The organism is Pseudonocardia yunnanensis, from assembly GCF_039534065.1.
GTDB classification, from domain to species: Bacteria; Actinomycetota; Actinomycetes; order Mycobacteriales; family Pseudonocardiaceae; genus Pseudonocardia; species Pseudonocardia yunnanensis.
The window spans coordinates 365,784-380,913 of record NZ_BAAAUS010000027.1; the positions used below are offsets into that span (position 1 = coordinate 365,784).

12 protein-coding genes are annotated in these 15,130 nt (G+C 72.1%); 5 read left to right on the plus strand and 7 right to left on the minus strand.

What is annotated here, in order from left to right:
- Positions 1-68: 68 nt before the first annotated feature.
- From ABD743_RS26440 to ABD743_RS26470, 7 genes are all read right to left on the minus strand, one after another.
- The gene (locus tag ABD743_RS26440) at positions 69-1,409 is read right to left on the minus strand and encodes a hypothetical protein (RefSeq protein WP_344724924.1); all 1,341 of its coding nucleotides are present in this window, start codon (positions 1,407-1,409) and stop codon (positions 69-71) included.
- 42 nt (positions 1,410-1,451) lie between these two features.
- Entirely contained in the window at positions 1,452-3,203 is a 1,752-nt protein-coding gene (gene cydC / locus ABD743_RS26445; RefSeq protein WP_344724925.1) for a thiol reductant ABC exporter subunit CydC, read from the minus strand.
- Entirely contained in the window at positions 3,200-4,921 is a 1,722-nt protein-coding gene (cydD, locus tag ABD743_RS26450; protein ID WP_344724926.1) for a thiol reductant ABC exporter subunit CydD, read from the minus strand. The genes cydC and cydD overlap by 4 nt, the downstream gene beginning before the upstream one ends.
- On the minus strand, positions 4,918-5,922 hold the full coding sequence (gene cydB, locus ABD743_RS26455) for a cytochrome d ubiquinol oxidase subunit II (protein WP_344724927.1): 1,005 nt from the start codon (positions 5,920-5,922) through the stop codon (positions 4,918-4,920). The genes cydD and cydB overlap by 4 nt, the downstream gene beginning before the upstream one ends.
- Before the next feature lie 18 nt (positions 5,923-5,940).
- Positions 5,941-7,374, minus strand: a complete 1,434-nt coding sequence (locus ABD743_RS26460; protein ID WP_344724928.1) for a cytochrome ubiquinol oxidase subunit I — start codon at positions 7,372-7,374, stop codon at positions 5,941-5,943.
- A 210-nt stretch (positions 7,375-7,584) separates the two neighbouring features.
- A complete protein-coding gene (locus ABD743_RS26465) occupies positions 7,585-8,295 on the minus strand; it encodes an anti-sigma factor family protein (protein WP_344724929.1) in 711 nt (236 codons plus the stop codon).
- Positions 8,292-8,831: a sigma-70 family RNA polymerase sigma factor gene (locus ABD743_RS26470; RefSeq protein WP_344724930.1), complete on the minus strand. Its 540-nt coding sequence runs from the start codon at positions 8,829-8,831 to the stop codon at positions 8,292-8,294. Before ABD743_RS26470 ends, ABD743_RS26465 begins: the two co-directional genes overlap by 4 nt.
- A gap of 209 nt (positions 8,832-9,040) precedes the next feature.
- Between ABD743_RS26470 and ABD743_RS26475 the strand changes: the two genes are divergently transcribed.
- The 5 genes from ABD743_RS26475 to scpA all read left to right on the plus strand — a co-directional run bounded on the left by ABD743_RS26475 (position 9,041) and on the right by scpA (position 15,117).
- On the plus strand, positions 9,041-9,751 hold the full coding sequence (locus ABD743_RS26475) for a hypothetical protein (RefSeq protein WP_344724931.1): 711 nt from the start codon (positions 9,041-9,043) through the stop codon (positions 9,749-9,751).
- Entirely contained in the window at positions 9,748-10,344 is a 597-nt protein-coding gene (locus ABD743_RS26480; RefSeq protein WP_344724932.1) for a DUF6529 family protein, read from the plus strand. The genes ABD743_RS26475 and ABD743_RS26480 overlap by 4 nt, the downstream gene beginning before the upstream one ends.
- Before the next feature lie 10 nt (positions 10,345-10,354).
- Complete coding sequence (locus ABD743_RS26485) at positions 10,355-10,819, plus strand: Rieske (2Fe-2S) protein (RefSeq protein WP_344724933.1); 465 nt, start codon at positions 10,355-10,357, stop codon at positions 10,817-10,819.
- A 165-nt stretch (positions 10,820-10,984) separates the two neighbouring features.
- A complete protein-coding gene (locus ABD743_RS26490) occupies positions 10,985-12,949 on the plus strand; it encodes a methylmalonyl-CoA mutase family protein (protein ID WP_344724935.1) in 1,965 nt (654 codons plus the stop codon).
- Positions 12,946-15,117, plus strand: a complete 2,172-nt coding sequence (gene scpA / locus ABD743_RS26495; protein ID WP_344724936.1) for a methylmalonyl-CoA mutase — start codon at positions 12,946-12,948, stop codon at positions 15,115-15,117. Before ABD743_RS26490 ends, scpA begins: the two co-directional genes overlap by 4 nt.
- Positions 15,118-15,130: the final 13 nt, after the last annotated feature.

Here is a 15,130-nt window from a genome sequence, read left to right on the forward strand (position 1 = left end):
ACCGACGGCTCCTGAACGCCGACCGTCCTACCGGCCGCGGGGCGATGAGCCCGCGGCCGGTACGGACGTCAGGGAGCCCGCTGGGAGAGCAGGACCGCCCACGGCGCGAGCGGTTCGCCTTCCGAGAGATCGACGGGGTTCTGCGTCAGGTTCACCACGAGCATCCCGTCCGGTGCCCGGAACGCGAGCACCGGGAGCGTCGGTGAGTGCCCGATGGCCACGTGGCCCGCCTCCAGCCGCGGCACGAGCCACTGCCATCCCGCGGTGAGCGGGGTGGGGCGGCCGCCGTCGGACTGGGTGCTGTCCGTCCAGAGCGCGGAGAACCCGAGGTCGGACCCCTGCGGACCCCAGAGGAGGGCGCCCGACACCCCTGACTGCGCATAGGCCGCCAGGACCGCGAGGGTGGACGCGGCGCTGGCCTGGCTGGTGGCCCCGCCCTGCTGGTCGGAGGGCACGTCCGGGTAGAACTCGGCCCACCAGACGGGTAGCTGGGTACGCGCCCGGATCCACGTGGTCAGGTCGGCGAACTTCCGCGCAGCCGCGTCGGCAGGCTCCGCGAGCGTCTCGTTCCTGGTGGCCGTGGCTCCGTCCACCGCGACGAAGTCGGCACCGACGTTGTTGGCCAGCCAGTAGTCGACGACGTCGAGGGCACGCTGGTCGGCGACGCCCCAGGGGCCCCGGACGTCCGAGGAGTCGGGGGAACCGGGATCGAGGCTGGTCAGCACGACGTACGGGCCGCCGACCTCGACGTCGGGACGAACCGCCTTCACCGCCGTGTAGACCTTGTTGTAGAGCTCGGTGTAGCCCTCGTAGTCCCAGCGGTTCTTGTCGGCGTCGTAGAAGCCCTTGAGCTCGTTCCACACGAGCACCCGCTCGATCTGCGGATAGCGCTGCACCGTCTGCGCGGCGAGCGCGGCGAAGTCGTCGAAGTGGGCGGGCTCGGGGGCCGTCTCCAGCTCTGACCAGTCGGTCTGGCCCGGTTGGCCGCCCTTCATCCAGTCTGGCGAACAGCACAGCGTGAGGACGGTGCGCCCGCCGGTCTGCTTCACCAGCTGCATGCGTTCGTCGAGGCTCGACCAGTCGAACTGGCCGGGAGCGGGCTCCGGGTTGAGCGTGCCGAAGCCCATCAGGTGGATGTTCTGCCAGATCGCGCCGTTGTTGGCCAGGATGCCCTCACCCCGTTGGCGGGCCTCGGTGGGCTCGTCGGGGTCGAGGCTGTACTGGGTGTGTGTGACGCCCAGCTCGAGCGGGTTGACCTGCTGCTTCCAGTTCCAGTCGTTGCCGAAGCCGAGTGCGCGCACCGTCGCGTCCGACAGGTCCGATGGGCCTGTCGGTGCGGGTGCACCGGAGCAGGCGACCAGCGCCATGACGAGCGCCACCAGGACGGCGGCGAGCTGGGGACGACGCACGAAGGACCTCATCGAATCGGTGGATGGTGGATGATCTCGACCCTATCGACATGAGAGTGTCGGATCGTCGCTGTGGGCCGACTGAGAGAGCCACCCACACCGGTACCATCCGGGCGCGCTGATCAGCTGGTCATGCGTGCCACGCTGCACCACTCGGCCCCTCACCACCACGATGATCTCGTCCAGCCGGTCCAGGCGGGCCGTGTCGTGCGTGATGAGAATCATGGAGCGGCCCTCGGTGGCTGCGAGTAGATCGTCGAGCACCGCGTCGCGGGTGTCGGGATCGAGGTGGGTGGTCGGTTCGTCGAGCACCAGCATCCCGGGATCGACGAGCAGCGCCCTGGCCAGGGCGAGCCGCTGCCGCATCCCGCCCGACAGCCGGGCGCCGTGTGCGCCGACCTCCGTGTCGAGCCCGTCGGTGGCGCGCAGGTCGGCCGCGAGCCGGACGCGTTCGAGAACGTCCCACAGCTCCTCGTCGGACGCACCGGGGCGGGCGAGCCGCAGGTTCTCCCGCACGGTGCTGGCGAAGACGTGCGGGTCCTGCGGCACGCCGCTCACGCCGGCGCGCACGACGTCGGGATCCTGGGTCGTGACGTCCACGCCGTCGAGGAGGACGGTGCCGTGGTCCGGGTCGCGGAAGCGGAACAGCACGTCGGCGAGCGTGCTCTTCCCCGAGCCGCTGGGACCGAGCACCGCGATGCGCCGGCCCGGTGGGACGTCCAGGTCGAGGCCGTCGAGGGCCCACGGCTCGTCCGGCCCGTAGCGGACGCGCAGGTCCCGGATCCGCAGGCCGTTCTCCGGGAGGGCGGGCCGGGCAGGCCGGAGCCGTACCGCGTGCGGGGTGTCGAGAACGTCGAACAAGCGCGCGCCCGCCGCGCGCACCGCCCCTAGCCGTGCCGCCGCCGCGGGCAGCGGGGCGACGATCTCGAACGCGGCGAGTGCTGTGAGCACCAGCACGGCGAGTGGGACCGGTCCGAGCGCGCCGTTCTCGACAGCGGTGACGCCCAGCAGCAGCGTGCCCCACAGCGTCAGGCCTGCGATCAGAGCGGATGCCCCGGCACCGAGCCCGAGCAGCCCGGCATCACGCCGCTCGACCGCCGTGAGGTCGGCGTCGGCCTCCTCGACGCGTGCGATGGCAGCGGGCATCGCCCCGTAGGCGACGAGGTCCGGCGCCCCGTGCAACGCGTCGACCAGTGCGGTGGAGAGCGCCCCGCGGGCAGCGGCGCGCCGGCGGCCCGGCTCCCGCCCGGCGGCCGCTGCGATCAGCGGTACGGCGACGCCACCCAGCAGCAGTCCGGCCGCGAGCAGGGCTCCGCCGGGCACCAGCACCGCCGTGGCGACCGTGACGACGCCCGCACCGGTGATCAGGGCGGCGAGCGGAGGGGTGAGACCGCGGACGAGCAGGTCCTGCGTGGAGTCGGTGTCGCTCACCAGCCGCGTCACCAGGTCGCCCGTCCGGAAGCGGTGGATGGGCTCGGTGCGCGCGAGCCGCTCGTACACGCGCACCCGCACGTCCGACAGCGTCCGCAGCGCCGCGTCGTGCGTGATCAGGCGTTCCAGGTAGCGCGCGACCCCGCGAGTGACACCGAGTGCCCGGGTGGCGACCACCGCCACGCTGAGCGCGGTGATCGGGGGATGGGTGGCGGCGGTCGCGATCAGCCAGGCCGCCACGACGAGCAGGCCTACTCCGGCCGCGGTGGCGGTCGCGCCGGCCAGTACACCGAGGGCGAACCGGGCCCCGCGCGGGCGGGCCAGCGCGATCATGCGGCGCAGCGGGCCGTGCGGGCGCCTCATCCGACCGCTCCGACTGTCTCGGCCTCCGCCGCGATCCGCCCGTCCTGCAGGTGCACGACGTCGTCGGCGAGGTCGGTCCAGCCCGCGTCGTGCGCCACGATCACGCCCGTGCGTCCCTGCAGCAGCCGGGTGACGCCCGCCCGCACGGCCGCGGCGTTCTCCGGGTCGAGGTGAGCGGTGGGCTCGTCGAGCAGGACGATCGGCGCGGTGTCGATGAGCGGGTCCCCGTCCTGGCGAAGGAATGCCCTCGCGAGCGCGATGCGCTGGCGCTGCCCCGCCGAGAGCCTGCTGCCGCGCTCACCGAGCCGGGTCGCGTACCCGTCGGGGAGTGCGCCGATCAGCTCCTCCGCCTCGGCGAGCCGGGCCGCACGGCGAACGGCGGCGTCGGAGGCGTCCGGGTTGCCGAGGCGGATGTTGTCGGCCACGGAGGCGTCGAACAGGTAGGGCCGCTGCGGCACCCACGCGATGCGGCGGCGCCACTGGTCGACGTCCACATCCCGCAGGTCGCAGGGCTCGCCGTCGTCCCCCGTGACCGTGATCCGTCCCGCCGTCGGGTCGGTGAACCGCAGCAGCAACGACACCAGGCTCGTCTTGCCCGCTCCGCTGCGTCCCGTGACGAGGACGGTGGCGCCGGGCCGCAGCGTCAGATCCACACCGGCGAGTGCGGGTTGCGACCGGCCGGGATAGGTGAGCCCGACGCCGTGGAACCGGACCTCGGGGGCGGCGGCGACTCGCCCCCGGGAACCCGTCTCAGGCGCGCGAGTCGCCACGGTGTGCGGGCGCTCCAGTGCGGCGAAGACCTGATCAGCCGCCGCGAGGCCCTCTGTGCTCGCGTGGAACCGGGCTCCTACCTCCCGCAGCGGGAGGTAGGCCTCGGGGGCGAGGATCAGTACGAGCAGGGCGGTCTCCAGATCGAGCTGCCCGTAGAGCAGCCGCAGCCCGATCTCCACCGCGACGAGCGCCACGGCGAGCGTGGCGAGCAGTTCGAGCACGAACGCCGACAGGAACGCCACCCGCAGCGTGCCCATCGTGGCGGAGCGATGCTCCTCGGTCACCCGCCGGATCAGCCCGGACTCGGCCTTCGCCCGGCGGAACACGGCCAGGGTCGGGAGCCCCTCCACGACGTCGAGGAAGTGGCCGCCCAGGCGTTCCAGCAGGTGCCACTGCCGGCGTGTACGGGACTGGGTGTGCCAGCCCACGAGCGCCATGAACACCGGAATCAGCGGCAACGTCAGTGCGATGACGAGTGCGGAGATCCAGTCGGCCCGGACCACCACCACGAGCACGGCCACGGGGACGAGCGCAGCGAGAACGAGCTGGGGCAGGTACCGGGCGACGTAGTCGTCGAGGGCGTCCAGGCCGCGGGTGGTGAGCGTGACGAGCCGGCCGGCGTCGGTGGAGGCGGGGTCGCCGCCTGTGACGTGCCGGACGAGTCGCCTGCGCAGGTCCGACTTCACCCCCGCCGCGCTGCGCAGGGCCATGGTCTCCGCCCCGTACGCGAGCCCGGCGCGGGCCAGCGCGACGAGCGCCACGGCGCCGACGGTGCCGGCCACCGCCTGCGCGGTGACGCCCGCGGTGGCGGTGGCGACGGCGTGGGCGATCAGCCAGGCCTGCAGCAGGATCAGTCCGGTGGCGGCGGCTCCGCAGGCCACCGTGACCGCCAGATGCACCCGCACCGCGCGGGTGGTGCGCACCAGCCGTGGGTCCAGGGGTCTCATCCGACGTGCGCCCTGGTCACCCGGCGCCGGAAGACCCAGTAGCTCCACGCCTGGTAGGCGATCACCAGCGGCAGGAACACCGCGCCGACCCAGCTCAGCACCCCCAGGGTGTACGGGCCCGACGCGGCGCCCGCGACGGTGAGGTCGAACGCCGGGTCGACGAGCGAGGGGAGCACCACCGGGAACAGTGAGCCGAAGATCGCCGCGGTGAAGGCCGCGACCGCGACGGCCGTGGCCGCGAACGACCAGCCCTCCCGCCTGCGGAACACGAGGACGAGCGCGGCGAGCAGGGCTGCGACCGACACGGCGGCGGGGATCACCAGCACCCCGTGCTGGTCGGCGGTCCACAGCAGGAACCCGGCCAGCGCCACCAGCGCCACGGGCCCGGTCCTCCGGGCCATGGCCCGGGAGCGGTGGCGTACGGGTCCGTCCGTCTTGAGCGCCAGGAAGACGGCGCCGTGCAGGACGAACAGCGTCACCGTCGTGATGCCGCCGAGCAGCGCGTACGGGTTCAGCAGGTCGACCAGGCTCGAGGTCACGACCCCGTCCGGTCCCAGCTCCACGCCCCGCACGATGTTGGCGAACACCACCCCCCAGATGAAGGCGGGCACCACGCTGCCCGTGACGATCGCCGCGTCCCATCGCGCCCGCCAGCGCGGATCGTCGACCTTTCCGCGGTACTCGAACGCCACGCCGCGGCCGATCAGCGCCAGGATGACCAGCAGCAACGGGAGGTAGAACCCGCTGAGTGTGGCCGCGTACCAGGCGGGGAAGGCCGCGAACATGGCGCCGACCGCGGTGATGAGCCACACCTCGTTGCCGTCCCACACTGGGCCGATCGCGTTGATGACGACACGACGGTCGCTCTCCCGGTGGGCAGGGTCGGCGTCCCTGCCGAGTACGGGCAGCAGCATCCCGACGCCGAAGTCGAAGCCCTCGAGCACGAAATAGCCGGTCCACAGCACGGCGATGGCGACGAACCAGACTGTTGGGAGATCCATCTCGGCTCCTCGTGGCCGCTAGTAGCTGAACGCCGGCACGGCGTCGGGTTCGCGCTCGCCGTCGCCCGGGTAGGGCATGACGTGGCCGGGGCCGGCCTTGACGTAACGCCAGAGCAGCCGGGCCTCCACCACCGCGAGCGCCCCGTAGATCGCGGTGAACAGGGAGAGTGAGAACGCCACCTCGCCCAGGCTCACGCCGGGGGAGACGCTCGCGGCCGTCAGGAGTTCGCCGACCACCGTCCAGGGCTGGCGTCCCATCTCGGTGAGCACCCAACCGAAGATGTTGCCCACCATCGCCGCGGGCAGGCCGAGCATCGCCACGCGGTACATCCACCGCTGTTCGGGCAGGTGCCCGCGCCGGGTGACCCACAGCCCGAGCACGCCGATGACCACACCGGCCAGGCCCAGTCCCATCATCAGCCGGAACGCCCAGTAGATCACCGGGATGTTCGGCGCGTAGTCGCCGGGACCGTACTGGGCCTCGTAGCGTTGCTGCAGGTCGTTGATGCCCTGCACCTCACCGGCCGGCGACCCCGTGGCGAGGAAGCTCAGGACGTAGGGCACCTGGATGTCGAAGACGTTCTGCCCGGTGCCGGCCTCGCCGATCGCCGGGTCGCCCACCGCGAAGAGTGAGAACCCCGCCGCGTTCTCGGAGTCCCAGAGCGCCTCGGCGGAAGCGAGCTTCATCGGCTCGTACTGTGCCGCGAGCTTGGCTTGGTGGTCGCCGGAGTAGATCACCACGGCTCCGGCGACCACGGTGGTGATGAGCCCGGCGCGCAGGGTCTTGCGGAACATGCCGGGCTCGCCCGGGTGTGGTGCGCGGTCGCGGTGCAGGAGCTTGTAGGCACTCACCGCCACGACGAACAGTCCGGCGATCACGAACGCCGCTGAGACGACGTGCAGGTAGGTCGACCAGGCCTGCGGGTTGGTCAGCACCGCCCCGATGTCGGTGAGCCGTGCCCGCCGCGTGACGGGGTCGACGGTGAACCCGACCGGGTGCCGCATCCAGGCGTTGGCGGCGAGGATGAAGTAGGCGGACAGGTTGGAGCCGATCGCGGCCGCCCAGATCGTGGCGAGGTGCACGCGGCGCGACAGCCGGTCCCAGCCGAAGATCCACAGTCCGAGGAACGTGGACTCCAGGAAGAACGCGAGTAGTGCCTCCATCGCGAGCGGGGCCCCGAAGACGTCCCCGACGAAGGTCGAGTAGGCGCTCCAGTTCATGCCGAACTGGAACTCCTGCACGATGCCGGTGACCACGCCCATCGCGAAGTTGATCAGAAACAGCTTGCCGAAGAACTTGGTGGCCCGCAGGTACTCGGTCCGGCCCGTGCGGTGCCACGCCGTCTGCAGCGCGGCGACGATCACGGACAGGCCGATCGTCAGCGGGACGAACAAGAAGTGGTAGATCGTCGTGATCCCGAACTGCCAGCGCGCCAGGTCCAGGGCGTCCACTCAGAGCCTCCGCTCGACCGATTTTCTACCTTATGTAGTAGTTCTACATCAGGTAGAAGGTGACGGCCGAACAGGGTGTCGGAGGTCTCGAAGTTGACCGAGGACGGTGCCCGCCCACCGGTGTCACGAGCGGCGTGCCCGGAGACGAAACGACCAGGCACCCGCGCGCTGTGATCAGCGCGCGGGTGCCTGGCCCGGTCTATGCCTGGTCTATGCGTGCAGCTCGGCGAACTGGTGGCCCGCCTCGTTCTGCACCACCACGGCTGCCACCTGGTCCGGAGCCACGATCGCCGAGCCGTCGAGCGTCATGCCCTGGCGCCAGCCCGACTGCGGTACGAGCCAGCTTCCGGCCACCTCGCGGCTCCCGTCGCGGCCCACCACGACCAGTTGGCACCGCTCACCGGCCGGGATGCCCCGCACCGTGGCGCTGACCCGCACCCAACCCGAGGCCGGGATGATCTTTGCCGTCATCTCCACGCCGTCGGGGCCGGTGCCGGTGAGCACCCGGGTGCCCGCGACGGCGTCCTCGTCCGCCGGTGCCTGCGCGGCGGCCACGCTGGTGGGCTCGGGCGCTACGGCCCGGCCGACGGCGACACCACCGCCGAGCACCACGGCCACACCGACGACCGCTGCCGCCGCCACGGTCAGGCGTGTGCGCCGCTGTCTGGCGCTGACCTCCGAGCGGATCTGCCGCAGGGTTCGCTGCAGTACCAGATCCCCGTCCGGAGGGCCCTCGAGGAATACCTCGGGGGGAACCTCATCGAGCAGGTCGGTCATCTGGCGTAGCTCCTCCCACTCGCGGTGGCACTCCGGGCACACGGCGAGGTGCTCCTCCACGACATGTGCCTGCTCCGGGGTGAGGAGTCCGAAGACGTAGGCCCCCAGCTCCTCCGGGTCGTGCGATCGATAGGCGTGCGTCATGCCGGCACCTCGTCCCCAGCCGGGTCGCGGCTCGTCAAGTGCTGCCGCAGGGCGCGCAGCGCGTAGTACGACCGTGACTTGACCGTGCCCGGCGGTATGCCGAGCGCAGAGGCGGCCTCGCCGAGGCTCCGCCCCTGGAAGTAGATCTGGTCGAGCACGCCCCGGTGGTCCTCGGACAGCTCTTCGAGGGCCGCCAGGACGGTGACGGATGTGACCACGCGGTCGGCGTGGTCGCGCTCCACGGGTGGAGCGTCGGGCGCCTCAGGCACTTCTTGGGGCCGGGAAGCTCTGGCCCGGATCCGGTCGGTGATGATGTTGCGCGCCACGGTCAGCAGCCATCCCCGGGTGGAGCCCTTGCCGTTGGCCAGCGCCTCCGGATGGCGCCATACGCGGATCAACGTCTCTTGCACGACATCCTCCGCGGCGCCGCGGTCGCCGGTGAGGCGGGTGGCGTAGGCGAGCAGGGCTCGCCCGTGGTCCTGGTAGACGGCATGCACCAGGGCCTCGTCTGGTGTTCGAGGACGCGCATCGGGCATGCTCCCGGATCTCCCTGGGACGTCGGACAGGGCGCGGAACCCCAACGGGGAACAGCACCTATACATGGGACGTATCAGGGCGTCCGGCGGTTCAGTGCGGCTGGTGTTCCGATTTCGCAGAATATCCGATTGAACTCTCCCTGCCCGTTAGCCGTGTGTTGAGTGAGCACGTCCGGCAGCCGGCCGGGCCCCGACCTCGCGGGGAGAACATGAAGAGGTACGCGCCCCTGCTGACGCTGGCCGCGATGGCTGCACTCGGCGCCGGTTTCCTCATCGCCAACACGCTGAGCCAGCGAGACGCGGCGCAGCAATCCGCAGCCGCGCCTGCGGCCGGACCGTCCACTGTGGTCGACCTCGCTCGTCTCACGCCGGTGCCCGCGCCGGCTGCCGCCGCCCCGGCCGAGGACGCCGGCGCCGCGAGCGAGGCCGTCACCGAGAAGGCCTACGCCGGGTGGACGGCGGGCCGGGAGGCCTCGGTGGCGATCGCGGTGAAGGACGGCCGCGCCGTCGCCTACGTCTGCGACGGCAAGGCGATGGAGGCGTGGCTGGAGGGATCCCTGCGGGGTGACCAGCTGACGCTCGAGAGCAAGGACGGCTCGACGACGATCACGGGCACCGCGGACGGCTCGTCGTCGACGGGCACCGTGAAGACCAACGGCGAGGAGGCGTGGTCGTACACGGCGGAGGGCGTCGACGCGCCTGCCGGGCTCTACGAGGGACGAGCCGACGTGCGCGGCGTGGCCACGCGGGTCGGCTGGGTCGTCACCGGTGACGGGGAGGTGACCGGGGTGGCGTCCGCGGCGGGGGAGCGACGGCCCGCCCCCGTGCTCGACCCCGCGAACCCCGGCGGTGTCACGATCGACGGTGCGCCCGTCGAGGTCACCGCGCTCGACGGTGGCTCCACGGTGATCCGCCGGTGACCGCGGCGATGCGGTCCCCCCACGCCGTCCGCAGGCGTCCCCGCCGTGGGTTGCGCAGGCGCCCCCGCCACGGGGGAGTGTTCCTGTCTGTGGCGATCGGCACGCTCGTCGCCGTCGGGCTCGGGGTCTACGGCCGGGTGCACGAGCCCACCTTCTTCGCCATCAACCTCGCCGGCTTCTCCAGCGGCGTCGCGGTCAAGGCGTGGCTCGGCACCGCCGCGTTCCTGTTGGTCCTCGTGCAGCTCGGCTCGTCGATGTTGATGTACGGGCGGTTCCCGCGCATCCGCGCACCGCACTGGGTGCCGGCGCTGCACCGCTGGTCGGGCCGGGTAGCGGTGCTGCTGACCGTGCCGGTCGCGGTGCACTGCCTCTACGCGCTCGGGTTCCAGGGCGGCAGCCTGCGCACGCTCCTGCACTCGCTCTTCGGCTGCTTCTTCTACGGCGTCTTCGTCACCAAGATGTTGTTGCTACAGAGGTCACACACCCCGGCATGGAGCCTTCCAGTGCTGGGCGGGATGGTGTTCACGGCGATGACCGCCCTCTGGCTGACCTCCTCGGTGTGGTTCTTCACCACATCGGGCCTGACCTTCTGAGGAGTCCCTCGTGCACGCCAAGCTCCCCACCCCGGCCCTTCCGCGGCGGGCTGTCATGGTCGGCGCCTGCGGCGTCTGTGCCGCGGCGCTGAGCGCTTGCAGCAGCTACGGCTCAGGCGGTTCCGCGGCTCCGGCCGCCCCGGCGCCCGCCCCCACCGGTGCCCCGGGTGCGGCGTCCTCCGGTGGCGGCGCCGCGCTCACCAGCACCACCGACGTCCCGGTCGGAGGAGGCACGATTTTCGCCGACCGGCAGGTGGTCGTCACCCAGCCGACGGCCGGTGAGTTCAAGGCGTTCTCCTCGACCTGCACCCACGAGGGATGCACCGTCTCCCAGGTGTCCGACGGCACGATCAACTGCCCGTGCCACGGCAGCCGGTTCTCCGTCACCGATGGCTCCGTGGTCCGGGGGCCGGCGCAGTCGCCGTTGCCCGCCAAGAACATCCAGGTGGAGGGCAACTCGATCGTGCTGGCGTGAGACCGCGGTGCGGCACGTCACGCTGCGCGCGAGAGGCCTCCGGGCGGCGCCGTTCACTAGACTCCGACACCTGGCCCGTACACGGCGCAAACGCCGCGGGCGGCGAGGAGTCGCAGTGATGAGCAGGTCGAGGACGGCGACGATCAGCGCGAAGACGGCGAAGCGATGAACACGGCGAAGGTCGACGGCGACGCGCTGGACGCCGACGCCCCGGCCGAACCGGAGGAGCTCTCGCTGGCGGCGGACTTCCCTCCCGCCGGCCGCGACGACTGGCTCCGGCTCGTGGACGAGGTCGTGCGCCGGTCCGGGCGTATCGGCGAGGACGCCTCGCCCGGCGCGGGGTTCGAGAAGCTGACCCGGACCGGTCCCGGCGGCCTTCGGGTACGCCCGCTCTACACCGCGCAGGACGCACCACGGCTCGACGTCGGCGTACCCGGCGCCGCCCCGTACGTGCGGGGTGCCCGGGCTGCGGGACCGGCGCCGGACGGATGGGACGTCCGGCAGCGGCACGCCGAACCCGACCCCGCAGTCGCGAGGCAGGCCGTGCTGGCCGACCTGGAGAACGGCGTGCGGTCGATCTGGCTGGCCGTCGGCGAGGGAGCCACCGCCGTCGCCGACCTACCCTCCGTGCTCGGCGACGTGCATCTCGACCTGGCGCCCGTCGTCCTCGACGCCTCCGCAGCCCCGGCCGGCACCGAGATCGAGGCCGCGGAAGCGTTCCTCGAGCTCGCCGCCGAGCGTGCGGTCCGAGCTGCCGACGTGCTCGGCACACTCGGACTCGACCCCGTCGGACGGCGGGTGCGCACCGGTGAGGGCCCGGACATCGCCGAGGTGGTCCCGCTGGCCAGGCAAGCCGCCGAGGAGTCCCCGCAGGTGCGGGCCATCGTGGTGGACGCGCTGCCGGTGCACGGGGCAGGGGCGTCCGACGCGCAGGAGCTGGGCTGGTCGCTCGCGGCGGGCCTCGAGTACCTGCGCGTGCTCACGGGCACCGGTGGGCGCGAGGGCGACTTCGCCGGCCTGGACCTGGCGACCGCCACCCGGCTGCTGGAGTTCCGCTACGCGGCCACCGCCGAGCAGTTCCCCACGATCGCGAAGCTGCGGGCGGCCCGGCGGCTCTGGGCGCGCGTCACCGAGGTGTGCGGCTCGCCTCAGCCGCAGCGCCAGCACGCGGTCGGCTCCCCGGCGATGCTCACCCGGCGCGACCCCTACGGCAACCTGCTGCGCGGCACCCTCGCGGGCTTCGCCGCCGGGGTGGGTGGTGCCGACGCGGTCACCGTCGCGCCGTTCGATGCCGCGCTCGGCGCCTCGGAGCCGTTCTCCCGGCGGGTCGCGCGCAACACCCAGTCCCTGCTCGTGGAGGAGGCGCACCTCGCCCGCGTGATCGATCCGGCCGGTGGCTCCTGGTACGTCGAGTCACTCACCGCGGAACTGGCCCGCTCGGCATGGGCGTTCTTCCAGGACATCGAGGCCGAGGGCGGCGCGCTCGCCGCGATCGGGTCCGGCTTCCTGGCGGAGCAGGTGGCGATGGTCCGTGGGCGCAGGCTGGCCGACGTGGCAACGCGCCGGGCCGCCATCACCGGGGTGAGCGAGTTCGCCGATCCCGCCGAGAAGCCGGTGGAGCGTCGCCCCGTGCCCGAGGCCCCGGGCGGCGGGTTGCCGCGATTCCGGCCAGCCGAGCCGTTCGAGGCCTACCGGGACCGGTCCGACGCTCTGCTCGCCGCCACCGGAGCCCGCCCGCGCGCGTTCCTCGCCACGCTCGGGCCGCTGGCCGCCTACACCGCGCGGGCCGGGTTCGCCCGCAACCTCCTGCAGGCCGGCGGGATCGAGGTGCCCGAGGCCGGGCCCACCACCACCGCCGACGAGGTCGCCGCCGAGTTCGCCGAGGCGGGGACGCCGGTGGCGGTCCTGTGTTCCACCGACGAGATCTACCGCGAGCAGGGCGAGGAGACGGCGGCGGCGCTGCGCGACGCGGGCGCCCGTTACGTGCTCCTCGCCGGCACGGTCGCCGTCCCCGGGGTGGACGACACGCTCTACACCGGCGTCGACGCGCTGGCGGTGATCGAATCGGTGTACGCGGCCCAGGAAACTGCACAGACGCCAGGAGCGACGGCACAGGAGGGGGCGCGATGAGGAGCCTGCCCGACTTCACCCAGGTCCCCCTGGAGAGCGGCGCGCAGAGCGGGGCCGGGCAGTGGCACGCCGATGTCCCGACGTGGGACTCCCCAGAGGGGATCGCGGTGAAGCCGCTGTACACGGCGGCGGACCTCGCCGACGTGGACTTCCTCGGCACGTACCCGGGCATCGCGCCCTACCTGCGCGGCCCGTACCCCACGATGTACACGACCCAGCCGTGGACGATCCGCCAGTACGCCGGGTTCTCCACGGCCACGGAGTCCAATGCGTTCTACCGGCGCAACCTCGCCGCCGGGCAGAAGGGGCTGTCGATCGCGTTCGACCTGGCCACCCACCGCGGCTACGACTCCGATCACCCGCGCGTGGCGGGTGACGTGGGCATGGCGGGCGTCGCCATCGACTCGATCTACGACATGCGACGGCTCTTCGAGGGCATCCCGCTCGGCGAGATGTCGGTGTCGATGACGATGAACGGCGCCGTGCTGCCCGTGCTCGCGCTCTACATCGTGGCGGCGGAGGAGCAGGGCGTCCCCCACGAGAAGCTCACCGGGACCATCCAGAACGACATCCTCAAAGAGTTCATGGTCCGCAACACCTACATCTACCCGCCGCAGCCCTCGATGCAGATCATCTCCGACATCTTCTCGTTCACCTCACGGGAGATGCCGCGGTTCAACTCGATCTCCATCTCCGGCTACCACATCCAGGAGGCGGGAGCCACCAACGACCTCGAGCTCGCGTACACCCTCGCCGACGGCGTGGAGTACCTGCGGGCCGGGCTCGACGCGGGCCTGGACATCGACCGGTTCGCGCCGCGCCTGTCGTTCTTCTGGGCCATCGGCATGAACTTCTTCATGGAGGTCGCGAAGCTGCGGGCGGCGCGCCTGTTGTGGGCGAAACTCGTGAAGCAGTTCTCTCCGCAGAACGAGAAGTCGCTGTCGCTGCGCACCCACTCCCAGACCTCGGGCTGGTCGCTGACGGCGCAGGACGTCTACAACAACGTGATCCGCACCTGCGTCGAGGCGATGGCGGCGACGCAGGGCCACACGCAGAGCCTGCACACCAACGCGCTGGACGAGGCGCTCGCGCTGCCCACCGACTTCTCCGCGCGCATCGCGCGCAACACGCAACTGCTGCTGCAGCAGGAGTCCGGCACCACGAAGGTGATCGACCCGTGGGGCGGCAGCTACTACGTCGAGCGCCTCACCTACGACCTCGCCCGCCGCGCCTGGGCGCACATCCAGGAGGTGGAGAAGGCGGGCGGGATGGCGCAGGCCATCGACGCCGGGATCCCGAAGCTGCGCGTGGAGGAGGCCGCGGCCCGCACACAGGCGCGGATCGACTCGGGCCGCCAGCCGGTGATCGGCGTGAACAAGTACGTGGTTGACCAGGACGAGGACGTCGAGGTCCTGAAGGTCGACAACGCCGGGGTGCGCCGCGAGCAGCTGGAGAAGCTGCGGCAGCTGCGCGAGGAGCGCGACTCGCGCGAGGTCGACGCGGCGCTGCAGGCTCTGACCAATGCGGCAGCGCAGATCGCGGAGGGCTCGGAGCGCAGCGACGAGCAGAACCTGCTGGCCCTGTCGGTGAACGCGGCGCGTGCGAAGGCCACAGTGGGGGAGATCTCCGACGCGCTGGAGAAGGTGTTCGGGCGCCACGCCGGTCAGGTGCGCATCATCTCCGGTGTGTACTCCGAGGAGGCCGGGTCGAGCCCGGCGATCGACCGGGCGCGCGAGCTGGTGGACGAGTTCGCGGCGGAGGAGGGGCGCCAGCCGCGCATCCTCGTCGCGAAGATGGGCCAGGACGGGCACGACCGCGGCCAGAAGGTGATCGCCACCGCGTTCGCCGACCTCGGCTTCGACGTCGACGTCGGCCCGCTGTTCCAGACCCCGGGTGAGGTGGCCCGGCAGGCGGTGGAGGCCGACGTGCACGTCGTCGGGGTCAACTCGCTCGCCGCGGGGCATCTCACGCTGGTCCCGGAGCTGCGCGAGGAGCTGGCGAAGTTGGATCGCGCCGACATCATGGTCGTGGTGGGCGGCGTGATCCCGCCCGGGGACTACCCGGCCCTGCACGATGCGGGCGCTGCGGCGGTGTTCGGCCCGGGCACCGTGATCGCCGAGGCCGCCGTGGACCTGCTGCAGAAGCTGGCGGCCCAGCACAGGGCGTGAGCTCCGCCGATGC